We start from the raw sequence: 16,011 nt of genomic DNA, 5'->3' as shown, positions 1-16,011 counted from the left end.
TTTAGGCATGGGGGAAAACATTCGTTTTGGCGGCAGATTCGTCATTGAGGACGCTTTGCCGTCCGCAACGGTGACGCCGGAGGACTTCAATGAAGAGCAGCGGATGATGGCGGATGCGGCGCAGCAGTTTGTGGAGGGAGAGATTTTTCCGCTTGATGAGCAACTTGAGGGACTGGATTATGAGCTGACGGTGAAGCTGATGCGCCAGGCAGGCGAGCTGGGGCTGCTGGGCGCAGATATACCGGAAGCATACGGCGGTCTTGGACTCGATAAAGTAAGCACCACCCTGCTGTCGGAGACGCTTGCCCGCGCCTCCTCTTTCGCGCTGTCCGTAGGCGCTCATACGGGGATCGGCACGCTGCCGATTGTCTTTTTCGGGACTGCTGCCCAGAAGCGCAAATACTTGCCGAAGCTTGCTACCGGCGAGCTGATTGCCGCCTATTGCTTGACGGAGCCGGCCTCCGGATCAGATGCATTAGGGGCCAAAACAACCGCAAAGCTGTCGCCTGACGGCAGCCATTACATTCTGAACGGCTCCAAACTGTACATTACCAACGCTGGCTTTGCGGATGTGTTTATCGTGTATGCGAAGGTGGATGGGGAGGCCTTTACCGCGTTTATCGTCGAGAAGGGCATGCCGGGCTTCAGCCTTGGACCGGAGGAGCACAAGATGGGCATCAAAGGCTCGTCGACCCGTCCGTTATTTTTCGAAGATGTGGCGGTGCCGGTCGATCATGTGCTTGGCGAGATTGGTCAGGGACATAAGATCGCGTTCAATATTCTGAACATCGGGCGGTTCAAGCTGGGGGCGGGCTGCCTTGGCGGGGCAAAAGAAACGATTGAGCTGGCCTCCAAATACGCCAATACGCGCAAGCAATTTGGCCGCGCCATCTCCTCCTACCCGCTGATCGGCGCCAAGCTGGCGGATATGAACATAAGAACTTACGTGCTCGAATCAATGGTTTATCGGACGGCTGGCTGGATTGACGCAATGCTCAGCGCGGAAGGGGCAGGCGCCGATGCGCCGGATGCCGGCGTGAGGGCTGCGAAGGCGATCAGCGAATACGCGCTGGAGTGCTCCATTATTAAAGTGTTCGCGTCGGAAGCATTGGATTTTGTCGCTGACGAAGGTGTCCAGATTCATGGCGGCTACGGCTATATCAAGGAATACAAGGTGGAGCGGATATACCGGGATTCGCGGATTAACCGGATTTTTGAAGGGACGAACGAGATTAACCGGATGCTCATTCCAGGAACATTGCTGAAAAAAGCGATGAAGGGCGAGCTTCCTCTCCTCGACAAAGCACAGGCCCTGCAGGCCGAGCTGCTTCAGCCGATGCCGGTGCCGCCGTTTGATGAGCCGCTTAGCCGTGAGGCGTACCGGGTATCGCAAGGGAAAAAAGCTTTTCTGGCCGTCGGCGGCCTCGCCGTACAAAAGCTTGGAACGCGCCTTGACCAGGAGCAGGAGGTGCTCTGCTCGCTGTCTGACATCATGATTCAGCTGTTCGCGGCCGAAAGCGCGCTGCTCCGCACGCAAAAGCTTGTGCAAAGCGGCGGAGATGCTCGGAACGCGATTCAAATGACGGAAATATTCGTTCAGGAAGCGCTCGAGAAGATTGAATCGATTGCGAAGGTTGCGCTGGCTGCACTGGCTAAAGGAGATGCCCTGCAAATGCAGCTGTCGGTCTTGAAGAAGCTGATGCGCGGGCCGCTGATCGATACGATTGCCGCCAAACGGGAGATTGCCGCACGTGTCATTAGCGGGGAGCAATACATTGTGTAGGAGGGGGAACGCCATATGGATAGGGCAAATCAAGAACGCCCGCTTGTACCCGAGGATCGGCAAGAGCCGACCGATTCCGCACCAATCGAAACGCTATTACCGCCACAGCAGGAGGAAGCCGCAGCCCCGCAGCTCATAGCAGCGGAACTGCCTACGGAGACTGCACCGGGCGAGGAAGCTGTTGCTGTCGAGTCGGAACAGCTGTCTGCCGGTGCGGCCTCCCCTGAGGAGCCGCCAGCGGTGGAGCCAACATCGTCCGAAGCTGAAGCTTCCAGCGGAGAACCCGCAGCAGCCCAGCCCGCACCGGCGTCCGAGCCAGCCGCAGAAGAGGCCTTCTCTGAGGAGCCGCCGGCGGCGGAACTAGCTCCGGGTGGCGTCCCTCACGAGGAGCTGGCCCCCGAGGAAGCGGTAGCTTCCGCAGCATCCCCGCCGGAGGAGCCTGTGGCTCCTCCGGCCGAGATTCCAAAGCCATGGCTGCGCCATTATCCGCCGGAGATTCCGGCTTCTCTGGATTACCCGAACCATGGCATTCCGCAGTTTCTGATTAATGCCGTAGAGAAATTTCCAGCCAACGAAGCCGTTCATTTTCTAGGCAAGTCGCTCACTTACCGTGAGCTCTATGACCATACCTGCAGGCTGGCCAACGGCCTCATTTCTCTTGGAATTAACCGTGGCGACCGCGTCGCTATTATGCTGCCTAACTGTCCGCAGGCGGTTATCTCCTATTACGCCGCCCTGATGATTGGCGCGGTTGTAGTCCAGACCAATCCGCTCTATGTAGAGCGGGAGCTGGAGCATCAGCTGAAGGACAGCGGCGCGACAACGATTATTACCGTCGATTTGTTCTACGAGCGCGTTGCGAACGTTCGCGGCGAGTTTCCCGAGGCAGGACCTCTGCCGAAGCTTAAGAACGTCATCATTACGTCGCTGAAGGACGGTCTTCCTTTTCCGAAAAATCTCCTCTATCCGCTCAAACAACGCAAAGAAGGCTTCAAAGCAGATATTCCGTACGGCCGTCACGGGGTAGTCGCTTACCGGAAGCTTCTTGCCTCCAGTTCTAATCTTCCCGTTATTACGGATATCCACGGCAGCGATCTTGCTCAGCTTCAATATACGGGAGGGACAACCGGAACACCGAAAGGGGTGATGCTGACACACCGGAATCTTGTCGCCAATACGATGCAGACCTCAGCCTGGTGCTACAAGGTGAAGGATGGCTACGAAAGATTTCTGGCGGTGCTGCCGCTATTTCATGTATTTGGTTTAACGGTGTTAATGAATTTCTCGGTGATGCGCGCAGGCTCGCTTGTGCTTCTGCCGCGATTTGAGACCGAGACCGTGCTGGATACCATCAGCCGGCAGCAGCCGACGCTGTTCCCAGGCGCACCAACGATGTATGTCGCTCTTATTAATCATAAGAAATCGGCCACCACCGATCTTTCCTCGATCGAGGCCTGTATAAGCGGATCGGCGGCATTGCCGCTTGAGGTGCAGGAGCAATTCGAGAAGATGACAGGCGGGAAGCTGATTGAGGGCTACGGCCTGACGGAAGCTTCACCGGTAACCCATGCCAATCTGATCTGGGGCAAACGCAAAATCGGCACGATCGGCATGCCTTTTCCCGATACGGAAGTGGCAATCTTTAGTCCGGATGGCAGGCCGCTCCCTGTCCGGGAGGTTGGAGAGCTTGTTATTCGCGGGCCGCAGGTGATGAAGGGATACTGGAACAACCCGAAGGAGTCCGAGATTGTGCTGCGGGGCGGCTGGCTGCATACCGGCGACCTTGGCTATATGGATGAAGACGGGTATTTTACGATTGTAGACAGAATCAAGGATGTCATTATTGCAGGCGGCTTCAATATTTATCCGCGCGAGGTCGAAGAGGTGCTGTATGAGCATCCGGCCGTGATGGAAGCTACCGTTCTTGGGGTCAAAGATCCGTACCGCGGCGAGACGGTGAAGGCTTTCATTGTACTTAAAAAGGGCTCCACTGTATCGGCGGCCCAGCTCGATGTCTGGTGCAGACAGCGGCTTGCTTCGTTTAAAGTGCCGCATCTGTATGAGTTCAGGGATTCTCTGCCGAAGACGATGATCGGCAAAGTATTAAAGCGCAAGCTGCTTGAAGAGCTGGAGAAGGAGCAATAAACGATAAAGGCGGTGATGGCGCGTGGCGGAGGATTTTGCCGCGGAGCAGGCGGATATCGAGAGGCATTTGGCTAAGCTTGAAGAGCTGGCCAGAGGAACGTTTTGGAGCGAGCTTGGCTGTGAAGTCGTATATGCCCATGCGGAAAAAGCGGCGATCCGGCTGCACGCGGAGCAGCGTCATTTGAACTTGATTGGCATCGTACATGGCGGGGTATTGATGTCTATGCTGGACAATGCAATGGGGCTGGTGGTGATGATTGCATGCCGTGAGAAGACGGTAACCGCCGGCCTCAACACGCATTTTCTGGAGAGTGCGAGAAGCGGAATTCTGGTGTGTGAGGCCGAGATTATGCACCGGATTGGCAGGACGATTACCCTGCAGGCAACGGTCAAGGATGAGCAGGAGAAATTTATCGCATGGGGAAGCGGAACTTACCGAATTGTGTCGCGATAGCTGATATTTAGTCTATTCGGCCGAGTTGCTGTCAGGCGGTTGGTCCGATATAATATATCCTATATATGGAAGAAAAATTTATAGGCGGATGAACTGTAACGAAAGCATCAATCAGCCGATAAATAGAAGAAGAGAGGAGGCGGGAAGAATGGTCGACGGATGGATTACGGCAGTTGTATTGATATTCGGCATAGCGGTTGCGTTGATTGGCGTATTTGCCTATTTACGAATGTTTAATAGAAGCGAGACCCATCATTCATCCCTAGATATCCCGCCTCCGATACCTCCAAAATCCGCTCCTGTAGAGGATGCGGGGGCGGCCGTTGAGCCTCCTGGGGACAAGTAAGGCAAGAGCCTGATTAATATTTGTTTATTTTACAATCTTGACCGAAATGTTATAATAGTAAGAAAAATGCAAACATTGTGACTCATTGACCATGGAGTGCCTGCACCGAATGGGGGTAATTGCGGTGTGAGTGCCGCATCCGTTCTCGGATTTGTTGTTTAGGACGACCATCCAACGTATAGGGGAGGAGATTTCATGGCGAAACATAGCCAGAATGAGGTCAAGGAAAGCCTGAAGGAACTCACGAGAATTTTTCAACCGAAGGATCCGCGCAAGTTTGTACGGGATTATATCCGGAAGTACAGAATTACGGGCGGATACGAGGATGAATTGACAATTTTAGTGGAAGACGAGATGGGTAAGATCAACTCCTCGGTCAGTTGAGCACATAAGAAATGGCTTTGCATCTGTGGCATACAGGTGCAAAGCCTTTTTTGTGCCCGGATAGATGTCATTCTTTTGTAAGAATTTGATAATGCTTTTGCAAGAACATCGTTCTTGGATGGTTAGTTTTGTCCGGTAAGCTATGAGCGTAAGCAAGTCGGACGAAATAACGGTTCAAGGGAGTGATAACGATGAACAAAAGATTATGGAGTACGCTTGTTATTGGCGGCATGCTGGTGCTCAGCGCTTGTAATGTGAATAATGACAAGAACATGAATGACAAGCCGGCCGCGGAAATGAATGAAGACATGCAGAGTGATGCGCCAATGAACGATGACAAGATGATGAACGACGACAAGGCTATGAACGACAATAAAATAATGGATGACGGTAAATAATATCCATCCGTTCAACCCTCTGCCTGGCGGCAGGGGACTGTTCTTTATAAAGTCGTATCCGGATGGAACAAGCCGTATAATAGAAGCATCAAGAGGTTGTTGGACGGAGGGCCGTATGGGAGCCTGTATTGTTGTTGCGGATGACGAACGGAATATTACGGATGTGTGCAGGCGGTACTTGGAGCGGGAAGGTCATCAAGTGTGGGTGGCAGAGAACGGAGAAGAGGCAATCCGTCTATGGAAGGAGCATCAGCCGGATTTGCTTGTGCTTGATCTCATGATGCCGAAGGTAGACGGGCTTGAGGTCTGTGACACAATCCGGCAGACAGACGATACACCTATTATTATGTTGACGGCCCGCGGCGAGGAGCCTGACCGCCTGCTTGGGCTGACGATGGGTGCCGATGATTATATGACGAAGCCGTTCAGCCCGAGAGAGCTTGTGCTGCGGATTAACAACATTTTGCGAAGAATGGGCCGGAGGAATGATAGTTCGTGCGGGGAGAGGGATTTGGGAAATAAACCCTTGGAAGAAGCGCTTGAAGGGAAGGCCATTCATTTCGAGGGCTTGTCGATATTTCCTCAGGAAAGAAGAGTTGCTGCCTTGGGATTCGATATTGAACTGACCGTTAAAGAGTTTGATCTGCTCCAGCTGCTGGCGACCTATCCGGGCAAGGTGTTCTCCCGGAGTCAGCTGCTTAATCAGGTATGGGATATGGCTTATGACGGGGATACAACAACGGTAACGGTTCATGTCCGGCGATTGCGGGAAAAAATCGAACCAAATCCTTCCGATCCGACCTGGATCAAGACGGTATGGGGGATCGGGTACAAGCTCGATAATAAGGGGAATACAACATGAAGCTTCGCTCCTATCTGCTGCTGGCCAATACGATAAGCATCGCGTTTATTATCGTTATGCTGCTCGTTTTCTTTCAATATATGCTTGTCACGCGGACGCAGCTGATTTGGCTTGGACTGGCTACCGTAGGAGCCGGCATCGTATCTGCCGGGTTGTTCTTCCTGCTTATTCGTCCGCTTGAAGCCTCGGTTCGCCGGGTTGGCGAAGGTGCTGGACGGATTGCCGCAGGCGAGCTTGAAGCCAGAGTGGATAGCGCGGGATTGGCAGAATTCCGGCTGCTGGCAGACCAATTCAACCGAATGGGAGCGAGCCTTGAGCAAAGCTTTCGTCAGGTAAAGGCAGCGGAGTCGGCCCAACGGGAGCTCGTCGCGAACATGGCGCATGATTTGCGGACGCCGCTTGCTTCGATGCAGTCTTACGCGGAGGCTCTGGAGGATGGCGTTATCGAGGATGAAGCGACTTATCGCCGTTATTTGGCAACGATCCGCTCGGAGACAGTAAGACTTAGTGAGCTTATACAGGATTTATTCGAGCTTTCAACGCTGGACAGAAGAGCGGAAGGTAAGGCAGAGAATGAGCCGGCTGTGCTGGAGGATGTCCTTCTGGAGCTTCATCCGAGGTTTTCGATGGGTTTGGATGTCAAGGGGCTTCAGCTTCGCGTCCGGCTGCCGGAGCGGTCTTTGCGGGTGAATATGCTGGCAAGGCATCTTCAGCGGATCCTTCAGAATTTAATCGAAAATGCCATTCGTTATTCTCCTCATAACGGAATCGTCTTGATTGCAGCGGAAGAGCTGTCGGACGGCATGATTCGGGTATCCGTTACAGATGAAGGAGTTGGCATCGCCGAGGCGGAACGGGATCGAATCTTCGAGCGGTTTTATCGGACGGACCGTTCCCGAAGCCGTGAGGGCGGCGGAGCAGGAATCGGATTGTCGATTGCTAAGCTGCTGGTCGAGCAATATGGAGGCCGTATTGAAGTAGAGCAGGCGGAAGGACAAGGGAGCCGCTTTTGGTTCACGGTTAACGAAGCAACAATCGTTCAATAAGCAGAGGAGGAAGGCAAGTGGGCGAGTTATTGAAACGTCTGCGCAAGGGGTTCGGCAGAAAGCTGGCAATACTACATATGTGGAACGGCTGGATTGTCGTTATTTTGGCATTGTCCGGCGTTATGCTGGTCATGAATTACTGGCGGGGCGTGCTCGGTGAGGGCAGGGTATGGCTGAAGGAGCTGCATATTATTGTTGGTCTCTTGTCCCTTGTGCCGGTTATTTTCTACCTCCTGCTTGCCGCCAAGCACTGGAAACAGCTGCGGGGCAAGCCTTGGCAGAAGTTTAATGTCTTTGTTGTACTGGGGCTTCTCGTTGGCTGGCTCATCTCGGGCGTGCTGCTCTGGCAGTTCCGGTCGGTGGGTCCATGGTGGTCGAACCATGCTCTGACGGTTCATGATCTCCTGACCTGGATTGGTCTGCCCTATATTATTTATCACTCCGTCACTCGAACCAAATGGCTGAAAGAACCGAATCGCCGGACGATACGCACTGAGCGAGAGGAAAAAAGCGAGGCGGCCCCGATTCATCCGGCGGCGAGCCCTCAGTCGTATTTGTCCCGGCGTTCCTTCGTGAAATGGGCAGTTGGCGGAGGGATTGCGGTTGCGATTGGGCCCTCTTTTCTGAAATGGACCGTTAACACGCTTGGCGTCAGCATCGGAAGTCCGACTTATGACGAGATCGTGACGAGAGATGCGAACCAGCTTGTCCCATTGCCGCAGCCGATGCCGGCATCTGCCCCTCCGAAGGGCGGGGGAGCGAAGGGGGATTTCCGGATTTATTCGGTGACGCCAATTCCGTCCTTCTCCAATGCGACTTGGTCCTTCAAGATCGACGGCCTTGTCGACAAGCCGATGACCTGGAACTGGGAACAATTCGTGAAGCTGGCTCGCAAGGTTCAGGTGAGCGATTTCCACTGTGTGACGGGCTGGTCCGTATACAGCAATACATGGGAAGGCATTCCGCTGAAGCAGTTCCTGAAGGAAGCCGGGGTTAAAGCAACTGCCAAGACCGTAAAGTTCTACTCAGGCGATGGGGTATATACCGATTCTCTGACGCTTGAACAGGCCCAGATGGACGATATTATGGTCGCGATGCTGCATGACGGCAATCTCATTCCGAATGATCTCGGCGGGCCGGTACGGCTGATCGTGCCAAAGATGTACGCGTACAAATCCGTGAAATGGCTGAACCGGATCGAGCTCATCGACAAGGATCATATCGGCTACTGGGAAGAGCGCGGGTATGATATTGATGCTTGGGTTTAGAAAAATAGACGTTTTGCTCAGGAACAAACATCGTGTCCTGACTGGCTCCCACCCAATACACTGTTAACCATATATAGATCATAGATCATAGATCAAGTCATATGGCTGGAGGGATGGACGCGTTGCCCAGAAGTAGAAGAGTAACGATTGAAGAGCGGGTCAGCAGACTGGAGCGGCCCATTACGGCGAGAAGGATTGCTCCCAGAGCAATAACGACATCCAAGCTCGCAACAAATGCGGTGACTTCAAGCAAAATTTCCTCAGACGTCATACCCGCTTTAATCGCGAGTCCGGATTTTAACCGATCCATTGTTTCTGCCTTGCCGGAGGTATTAGCCACTCCTGCATTTGACAGGGTCGTCCGCACGGTATTGCCGCAGGTGATTGCCCATCCTGTATTCGATAACGCTGTCCGAACCGTATTGCCCGGGCTTGTTGCATCCCCGGCCTTCGTTGAAGCCATACAGACAGCAAATCTCACTAGAGCTGAGGTTGTGGCATCTCCGGATGTAGTTGGCTTGCAAAGAGAAGCGATAGAACGAGAAGTGCAAGGTCCACAAGGAGCACAAGGAGCGCAAGGTGCTCAAGGTGTGCAGGGCGTACAGGGCGTTCAGGGTTCGGTTGGAGCCGAGGGGGCAGCAGGTGTTGAGGGACAACAAGGGATGCAGGGTCCATCCGGACCTCCAGGTATCGTAGATATCCGGTTCTCCGGCAGCAATGAACAGATCCCTCTCGTGAATAATCAGGTTACGGTGGAATTAACCCTGACGCCTATTGTTCTTCAAGCCAACCAGGTCGTAAAGCTGGAGGCTTTTGCAAATGTTGATTTTACGGTTATTCAGAGCTATACGGTTAACAGCATCCTGTCTAGAAACCCAGAGGATGTTGTCACTACGAATAACGAAGCTATTGTGCAGCAGGCGAACCAAACGGATCTCTCTCAAGCAGCCGCAACAACGAGTCTCACTTGGGTAGACAATCCGGGACCGGGAACATATATTTACTCGTTTACCGTAACGGGTTCTGTCACCTCACAAGCTCAATCAGCCGAAGGCGCTATCAACAGCCGGGGTCTGACAGCTACGGTTATTCATATAAGTACGACTGGAACTCTCTGAATGTAAGAGGCCGGGATCCTACATTGGAATCCCGGCCTCTTTGCATGTATTTCAGAGTGCAGCTTTATTAAATCCTTTTACGATGAGCCAAACAGCGAGAATCATTTCATTCGCAGCTACCGGCAGCGACAGGAGTGCACCCCATACCGACAGCTGAGGGAATACACCGAACATTTCGAACAGGGAGGCACTAAATACGAGCACGGCACCCGTCATGCCGAGGATCGGAATGAACCGCGGGACAAGCCCGGACTTGTAAAAGATGTAGCTGTAAAGCATCGTATTGATGCCAAGCAAAAAGTTAGGACCAAGCATAAACGTCCATTCATGTACCCCGAGGAACAAAGTGCCGGCAGCTTCATAAGCAGCAGGATCTGGAGTGCCAGCGGAGACATATTGCCTGCTCAGGGTTACGAGCGACAGCATGCCAATGACACCAACCGTGATGACAACGGCCTCTAACAGGCGGAAGCAGACATGACCGAGGGCGATGCTTTCGTTGTATTTTTTCAGGAAGGGATACATGGTGACCGCAGTTCCGACGGCTGAAGCAACAAGGATCAGCTCCATGAGCGCTCCAAGAATGATCTGGTTGTCATGCCCGGAGCCATTCGTCAGGTAATTCGAGCTGTTAAGGATAGGATCATACAACAAAAGACCAAATACGGATGATACGGCTGCAAGTATAAACAGGATGCCTGTTATTTTTGGAGTTCGGATAACGGAAATCATATATTTCCTCCTCTTAGTTAATGGCTCGTATCATCCCCGTAAAAGAATACCTCTTCGAGCGGCAGGCCGAAGGCGTGAGCAATGCGGAAGGCCAGTTCGAGAGACGGGGAGTAGTTGCCCTTTTCCAACGCGACAATCGTTTGTCTCGTTACACCAACCTTGTCAGCCAATTGCTGTTGTGTCATTTCATTATGATTGAACCGTAATTTGCGGATGTGATTGCCGACAAGATTTTTGCCCATTCCTTAAACTCCTCTCCTGTAGTGATACAGTTTCGTAATAGATCCGGTCACATCGGACAAGAAGCCGGAGGCGATCAGGATCACGAACATGACGGTTAAAGGCTGGTCCGTGACGAGCGAGCCCATTGCCAGAAGAAAGCCGAGGATAAACAGGAAAAACGAATTCCGGTGCGCCTTTAATTCAATGAGTTTATCCAGTTCATCGGCAAATGCCGGTTCCTTCTCCCCGGTAGTCATCCGGAAGATGATGTTGAAGATAATGCTGATCACGATATGGGCGACGATGGACACCACCATCAGGATCAGGACGAAGGAGCCCCAGTAACGAAAGCCTTCTTCAAGCCCCAGACCTTCTTCCGGGTACTGCGTATACATGTACAAACAATAGGCTGCGAAAATGAGTACGGTACTGATAAGCGCGGTGATGCTTTTCTTTTCCTGGTAGGTCAAGCTCATACCTCCTAAGATGGTAAAAATAGTTAAGTTCTATATACATAATGTAATCTAAACCATACTCAGTGTCAAGTTTACTTTACATATATTCGACGCCTAAATTTAAAAAAACCTTCCTTCGCCTAATAGCTAAGCGTAGGAAGGCTGTTTGAGACGGACTGCAGGATCCGGACTAGTAACGATCCATGATTAATTGTGTTTTCAGCGAATCCTGGGCGAGGAACCAGCCTTTGCTCTGCAGGTAAGTGACCAGCTCATCGTGTTTGGCGGATGCGGTTGTTGCACTGTTTGTTTTGAAGGAAGCCTCGACGACATATTCCGTGCCGGTGCCTGCAGCGTTCTTAATTGGCCAAACCTCTATGTACAGCTCCATGCCGCTCCATGTGCCGACGGAACGTTTGGCAAGTACCGGCCCGAAATAACGGGAGGCTTGAAGCTTGTTAGTGCCCCAGTCACTAGACAGCCAGTCATTAAATTTGTCCGGTGCATTGTTGACCATGAGGCTGCGGGCATCGCTGATCGACGGAAGGTCCATGCCGCTGTAGCCGGATTTGCTGCCGCTTTTGGTCCGGGTAATGCTGAGCGTTTTCTTTTGGTAGCCCCATTCCACCTGTGCCTCGTAATTCGTATCGCTGGAGTTAAAGCCCTCATTGTTCGCTTGCGTCAATGCAGCATTAATATCATTATTGGTGACGGTGTAGCGCTTCTTGTAAGATAATTCGAAGTCATCCTCGCCCTCCGTCTTGCGGATCCGGGTGCTCCAGCCGTTGTTGTAGATGTCTTTGGCGTTGGTGTCCAGGTAGGCTACATTCATCTTCGTTACCGTTGTTGGCATCGAGAAAGCGCTAAGTACGGCGCTAGTCAGCTTGAAGTCCGAGCCAAGTGTCGTGCTTGGATTCATCAGCAGCTTAACCTCATAATCCGGAACCATGTTGCTTGCCGCATGGGCTGGTGAAGGCGCGATTCCGGCTTCGGTAACGAGCGCCGTGCCTAATGCGATAATGACGGCCGCCGTACCGATGACGCGCTTAAACATAAATTCATCTCCTTTGATAAAATGTTGGAATAATCCTTTCATTGAAGATGATATCTATGAAGTATTTCTGCATCATTATGGAAATATGCGATATTTGTAAACCGAAGCTTCCTTGATTAGAAGATAGGGGCAGGAATCATGTATAATGCAGATATACATAGACAAGAGAGAGGCGGTAATTTTACATGAATAATATCGTATCGTTAAAATGGCTTCTGGCCCGCTTATATGAGACGGACATCGTCATCGTTGACTGCCGGTTCCAGCTTGGCAAGCCGGACTTCGGCCGCGAGGCTTATGAAGCCTCCCATATTGCAGGCGCCGTATATTTGGATCTGGAAAAGGATCTGTCCGCTCCGGTGGATGAGCATGGCGGACGCCATCCATTGCCGGACATTACGGATCTGACCATTGCGCTCAGCAAGGTTGGCATCAGCAATGAAACCCGCGTTATCGCTTATGACGACCAAGGCGGAGCATTTGCTTCCCGTCTGTGGTGGCTGCTGAAATATTTGGGCCATGAACAAGTATTTGTTCTGGATGAGGGCTTTACGGCTTGGCAAAATGCCGGCTTCCCGGTAAACGCGGAGCAGAAGGTGCTCGTTCCTTCACGTTTCCTTGCTACTGTCCAGCACAACATGCTGGTGGAGATGGACGAAGTAAAAGAGAAGCTTGGCAGCGAGAACATGACGCTTATCGATTCGCGTGACGGTGCGCGTTATCGCGGCGAAGTCGAGCCATTAGATAAGAAAGCCGGCCATATTCCTGGGGCAATTAACCGTCTCTGGTCCGAAGCCAAGGGTGAGGGCGGCAGGTGGAAAAGCGCGGACGAGCAAGCTGCAAGATTCGAAGATCTGCCGAAGGACCGCGAGACGATCGTGTACTGCGGGTCCGGCGTGACGGCTTGTCCGAACGTACTGGCCTTGCAGGAAGCGGGCTTCTCGAATGTGCGGCTGTATGCAGGCAGCTGGAGTGATTGGATTAGTTATGAGGAGAATCCGATTGAGGTAGGGGAAGAAGGAAACGCGAGCAAGGCATAGTAGTATATTTATTCTGAATACATCGTCACGAGGCTGAGTGCCCTAGCGGTGTATTTTTTTATGACCGAAGTTGTCAACAAATCGTTAGTCAATTACTCCAGCAACCAACCTGATTTGAACGGTCAAAAGGAATTTACTCCTCTGCTCGCGAAGAACTTGGAAACAAGTTTTTTAACGTCGTCAAATAGGCGAGAAAGGAGCTCTTATGCATACCTACAGCCTTTTCGAACGCCTTATATTCCCGCAGACCTATTTAAATAGACGGAAGCTGGGACGTGAACTGGAGGGCAAGACTATTCTCATTACGGGGGCAAGCTCCGGAATTGGAGAGCAGCTTGCCTATCTGCTGGCCGATATTAAGGTGCATTTAATATTAGTTGCGAGACGTGTGGACAGGCTTGCAACCATGAAAATTCTAATCGAAACAAAAGCCGCCCAAGTAAGCGTGTTCCCCGTCGATCTTCGAAATGAGAAGGAGATGACAGAGTTGCTTGCCTTTCTCCAACAGCTTCCGGATGGGCTGGATGTCGTCGTGAGCAATGCAGGTCATTCCATTAAGCGATCAATTGATCAGTCTTTGGACCGCTATCATGATTTTACTCGTACAATGGCAATCAATTATTTGGCACCAGTTCAACTGCTCTTGTCTATCATTCCTTTGCTAACCCGAAAACAAGGTCATATCATCAACATCTCGACTGTCAACGTTCTGTTGCTGCCCACTCCTAATTGGTCTGCTTATCAGGCATCCAAGGCTGCCTTCGACTTCTGGTTCCGGGCTGCTGCTCCCGAATTGAATGCGAAGGGAGTATTCACGACATCGATTTATCTTCCGCTAGTTCGAACGCCCATGATTGAGCCGACTGCCGCTTATCGCAAAATGCCGGCGATGTCGCCGGAGCACGTTGCTAAGATCATTGGCCATTCCATGTATACCAAAATGAAAATATACAAACCTTGGTGGCTGATTTTCGGGCAATTGGCCTCCATACTTTTCAGAAGGTATTGGGAGTATTCAACCGCGAGAAAGCTGCGGCAAAAGGGACAGCGCCTATGAAGCTTCTGAAATTGATCTATGTGTTGTATAAAATTCGGCTGCTTTCTCCCGTAGTTTTGTTTCGATTAAGCGCTGCTATCTACCAATATGGAATCAATCTGATGGCGCTGCTCCGTTTTTCTGCTAGAATCCACGGGGGAAAAACGGCGATAGTGGATGAGCGGGAAACTCTGACCTATCATGAGCTGCTTGTACAATCCAAAGCGTTATCGGCGGTTTTGAGGGACAAGTACCAGCTTGCGGGTGGTAAAAAGGCAGGGGTATGGTGCAAAAACCACGCTTCGTTGGTAAGAGCGATTTTTGCTATTTCTTGGGCGGGAGCGGATCTTTACCTGCTTAATGCGGAAATGAGCGGGGAACAGTTGAACAACATCCTGGAAACAAATGATTTTGATCTTCTAATCTATGATGTGGAACGAAGCGCTTTGCTAGAACGGTCAACCTATCCCAAAACGAAAATTTTGAGTGATCAAGAAACGTTGTCCATAATCAGTAACGCACAGCATAAAAAGCAAAAAAGACACTGGTCTTCCTCAGGGAAACTGGTGCTTCTAACCGGCGGAACGACTGGAAAAGGCAAAAAAGCGTCTCATAAGCCGTCCTTATTTAACTATTTGGATCCGTTCTTCGCCTTCCTTACTCGATTGCAAATACTGAACTATCGCAATGCGTATATTGCTACTCCTATTTATCACGGTTACGGGATCGCGGTTTTGCTCTTGTTCTGCGCTTTAGGGAAGAAAGTAATCCTACATCGAGGGTTCGATCCGGAGAAAGCATGCCGAATCATTCGCGAGCATCAGGTCGAAGTAGTAACGGTTGTCCCTTTGATGCTGCATAAAATGCTCAAAACCAATGCGGAAGATTTGAAGTCTTTGTCTTGTATTGCTTCAGGCGGTGCGGAGCTAAGTCCTAAACTGGCAAAAGAGTCTTTGGAACAATTGGGCGAGGTACTCTACAATCTATACGGCACCTCGGAAACGGGATTAAATATGATTGCCACGGCACGGGATTTAACTCAGTTCCCCAGTACGATTGGCAAAAAAATAAACGGCGGCCGTATAAAAATCGTGGATGATCAGAAGAGGGAAGTTGAAATCGGCAGGGTAGGCCAGTTGTGCGTCAAGAACAGATGGTCAATGAGAAACCGTACCGAAGCATGGATAGAGACCGGCGATTTGGGCTATCGAAATGAGCAGGGCTATTACTTTCTAAGTGGAAGAGCAGACAGCATGATTGTTTCGGCGGGAGAAAATGTCTATCCATACGAGGTGGAGCACGTGTTGCTTACCCACCCTCAAGTAGAGGATGCGGCGGTGATTGTAATACAAGATGAGTATTTCGGGCAGCGCTTAAAAGCCATTGTAGTATTGGTTCCGCAAACGGAGACGTCAAAAGAGGAGCTGCATCAATGGCTGCAAGCTAGGCTCGCAAGGTTTCAGATGCCGAAAGAAATTGTTTTCGTCAATCATTTGCCGTATACCCACTTAGGTAAATTGGATAGAAAGCTGCTTACATGAAGAGCCAGAAGAAAGTCATTTCTACAGCTGGAGCTTTTTATGCACTGAAATCAACACGAACACCATATGCAGCACTGAATGTACTTTCATAAGAAAAGAGCCCGGGAAGTGAACTCCGAGGCTCTTC

17 protein-coding genes are annotated in these 16,011 nt (G+C 51.3%); 13 read left to right on the top strand and 4 right to left on the bottom strand.

The annotated features are described in order from the left end of the window. Nucleotides 1–7 precede the first annotated feature (7 nt). From BM200_RS19800 to BM200_RS19755, 10 genes are all read left to right on the top strand, one after another. On the top strand, nucleotides 8–1,783 hold the full coding sequence (locus tag BM200_RS19800) for an acyl-CoA dehydrogenase family protein (protein WP_091188373.1): 1,776 nt from the start codon (nucleotides 8–10) through the stop codon (nucleotides 1,781–1,783). A gap of 15 nt (nucleotides 1,784–1,798) precedes the next feature. Next, complete coding sequence (locus BM200_RS19795) at nucleotides 1,799–3,928, top strand: long-chain-fatty-acid--CoA ligase (protein ID WP_342716428.1); 2,130 nt, start codon at nucleotides 1,799–1,801, stop codon at nucleotides 3,926–3,928. 22 nt (nucleotides 3,929–3,950) lie between these two features. Beyond that, nucleotides 3,951–4,382, top strand: a complete 432-nt coding sequence (locus tag BM200_RS19790; protein ID WP_091188372.1) for a PaaI family thioesterase — start codon at nucleotides 3,951–3,953, stop codon at nucleotides 4,380–4,382. Nucleotides 4,383–4,530: 148 nt separating this feature from the next. Further along, nucleotides 4,531–4,728, top strand: a complete 198-nt coding sequence (locus BM200_RS19785; protein ID WP_091188371.1) for a hypothetical protein — start codon at nucleotides 4,531–4,533, stop codon at nucleotides 4,726–4,728. A 195-nt stretch (nucleotides 4,729–4,923) separates the two neighbouring features. Beyond that, on the top strand, nucleotides 4,924–5,112 hold the full coding sequence (locus BM200_RS19780) for a hypothetical protein (RefSeq protein WP_091188370.1): 189 nt from the start codon (nucleotides 4,924–4,926) through the stop codon (nucleotides 5,110–5,112). 191 nt (nucleotides 5,113–5,303) lie between these two features. Beyond that, nucleotides 5,304–5,510 carry a hypothetical protein gene (locus BM200_RS19775; protein ID WP_091188369.1) on the top strand — a complete coding sequence of 69 codons (207 nt, stop codon included), beginning with the start codon at nucleotides 5,304–5,306 and terminating at the stop codon, nucleotides 5,508–5,510. A 115-nt stretch (nucleotides 5,511–5,625) separates the two neighbouring features. Then, nucleotides 5,626–6,372: a response regulator transcription factor gene (locus BM200_RS19770; protein WP_091188368.1), complete on the top strand. Its 747-nt coding sequence runs from the start codon at nucleotides 5,626–5,628 to the stop codon at nucleotides 6,370–6,372. Next, nucleotides 6,369–7,418, top strand: coding sequence for a sensor histidine kinase (locus BM200_RS19765; RefSeq protein WP_091188367.1), 1,050 nt, complete (start codon nucleotides 6,369–6,371; stop codon nucleotides 7,416–7,418). The genes BM200_RS19770 and BM200_RS19765 overlap by 4 nt, the downstream gene beginning before the upstream one ends. 17 nt (nucleotides 7,419–7,435) lie before the next feature. Continuing rightward, complete coding sequence (locus BM200_RS19760; protein WP_091188366.1) at nucleotides 7,436–8,686, top strand: molybdopterin-dependent oxidoreductase; 1,251 nt, start codon at nucleotides 7,436–7,438, stop codon at nucleotides 8,684–8,686. Between the two features lie 122 nt (nucleotides 8,687–8,808). Further along, complete coding sequence (locus BM200_RS19755; RefSeq protein WP_139230813.1) at nucleotides 8,809–9,804, top strand: collagen-like triple helix repeat-containing protein; 996 nt, start codon at nucleotides 8,809–8,811, stop codon at nucleotides 9,802–9,804. 51 nt (nucleotides 9,805–9,855) lie between these two features. On the opposite strand, the gene BM200_RS19750 is transcribed toward BM200_RS19755, so the two are convergent. The 4 genes from BM200_RS19750 to BM200_RS19735 form a co-directional block, all read right to left on the bottom strand. Beyond that, nucleotides 9,856–10,536: a DUF4386 domain-containing protein gene (locus BM200_RS19750; RefSeq protein WP_091188364.1), complete on the bottom strand. Its 681-nt coding sequence runs from the start codon at nucleotides 10,534–10,536 to the stop codon at nucleotides 9,856–9,858. 17 nt (nucleotides 10,537–10,553) lie between these two features. Continuing rightward, a complete protein-coding gene (locus tag BM200_RS19745; protein WP_091188363.1) occupies nucleotides 10,554–10,778 on the bottom strand; it encodes a helix-turn-helix transcriptional regulator in 225 nt (74 codons plus the stop codon). 3 nt (nucleotides 10,779–10,781) lie between these two features. After that, entirely contained in the window at nucleotides 10,782–11,228 is a 447-nt protein-coding gene (locus tag BM200_RS19740; RefSeq protein WP_091188362.1) for a hypothetical protein, read from the bottom strand. A 175-nt stretch (nucleotides 11,229–11,403) separates the two neighbouring features. Continuing rightward, nucleotides 11,404–12,267: a hypothetical protein gene (locus BM200_RS19735; RefSeq protein WP_091188361.1), complete on the bottom strand. Its 864-nt coding sequence runs from the start codon at nucleotides 12,265–12,267 to the stop codon at nucleotides 11,404–11,406. Between the two features lie 185 nt (nucleotides 12,268–12,452). Between BM200_RS19735 and BM200_RS19730 the strand changes: the two genes are divergently transcribed. The 3 genes from BM200_RS19730 (at nucleotide 12,453) to BM200_RS19720 (ending at nucleotide 15,884) form a co-directional block, all read left to right on the top strand. Further along, the gene (locus tag BM200_RS19730; protein ID WP_091188360.1) at nucleotides 12,453–13,307 is read left to right on the top strand and encodes a sulfurtransferase; all 855 of its coding nucleotides are present in this window, start codon (nucleotides 12,453–12,455) and stop codon (nucleotides 13,305–13,307) included. 205 nt (nucleotides 13,308–13,512) lie between these two features. Then, nucleotides 13,513–14,364 (top strand): SDR family NAD(P)-dependent oxidoreductase, encoded by an 852-nt coding sequence (locus BM200_RS19725; RefSeq protein ID WP_091188359.1) that lies wholly within the window; start codon nucleotides 13,513–13,515, stop codon nucleotides 14,362–14,364. Next, the gene (locus tag BM200_RS19720) at nucleotides 14,361–15,884 is read left to right on the top strand and encodes an AMP-binding protein (RefSeq protein ID WP_091188358.1); all 1,524 of its coding nucleotides are present in this window, start codon (nucleotides 14,361–14,363) and stop codon (nucleotides 15,882–15,884) included. Before BM200_RS19725 ends, BM200_RS19720 begins: the two co-directional genes overlap by 4 nt. Nucleotides 15,885–16,011: the final 127 nt, after the last annotated feature.

This window comes from Paenibacillus catalpae, assembly GCF_900112695.1.
Lineage (GTDB): Bacteria > Bacillota > Bacilli > Paenibacillales > Paenibacillaceae > Pristimantibacillus > Pristimantibacillus catalpae.
The sequence above is the reverse complement of the archived record's forward strand: the minus strand, read 5'-3'. Positions and strand labels throughout refer to the sequence as shown.

Coding starts and splice junctions, on each gene's coding strand:
- BM200_RS19800 (WP_091188373.1), top strand. CDS start 8: ATGGGGGAAAACATTCGTTTTGGCGGCAGATTCGTCATTGAGGACGCT.
- BM200_RS19795 (WP_342716428.1), top strand. CDS start 1,799: ATGGATAGGGCAAATCAAGAACGCCCGCTTGTACCCGAGGATCGGCAA.
- BM200_RS19785 (WP_091188371.1), top strand. CDS start 4,531: ATGGTCGACGGATGGATTACGGCAGTTGTATTGATATTCGGCATAGCG.
- BM200_RS19780 (WP_091188370.1), top strand. CDS start 4,924: ATGGCGAAACATAGCCAGAATGAGGTCAAGGAAAGCCTGAAGGAACTC.
- BM200_RS19775 (WP_091188369.1), top strand. CDS start 5,304: ATGAACAAAAGATTATGGAGTACGCTTGTTATTGGCGGCATGCTGGTG.
- BM200_RS19770 (WP_091188368.1), top strand. CDS start 5,626: ATGGGAGCCTGTATTGTTGTTGCGGATGACGAACGGAATATTACGGAT.
- BM200_RS19765 (WP_091188367.1), top strand. CDS start 6,369: ATGAAGCTTCGCTCCTATCTGCTGCTGGCCAATACGATAAGCATCGCG.
- BM200_RS19750 (WP_091188364.1), bottom strand. CDS start 10,536: ATGATTTCCGTTATCCGAACTCCAAAAATAACAGGCATCCTGTTTATA.
- BM200_RS19745 (WP_091188363.1), bottom strand. CDS start 10,778: ATGGGCAAAAATCTTGTCGGCAATCACATCCGCAAATTACGGTTCAAT.
- BM200_RS19735 (WP_091188361.1), bottom strand. CDS start 12,267: ATGTTTAAGCGCGTCATCGGTACGGCGGCCGTCATTATCGCATTAGGC.
- BM200_RS19730 (WP_091188360.1), top strand. CDS start 12,453: ATGAATAATATCGTATCGTTAAAATGGCTTCTGGCCCGCTTATATGAG.
- BM200_RS19725 (WP_091188359.1), top strand. CDS start 13,513: ATGCATACCTACAGCCTTTTCGAACGCCTTATATTCCCGCAGACCTAT.
- BM200_RS19720 (WP_091188358.1), top strand. CDS start 14,361: ATGAAGCTTCTGAAATTGATCTATGTGTTGTATAAAATTCGGCTGCTT.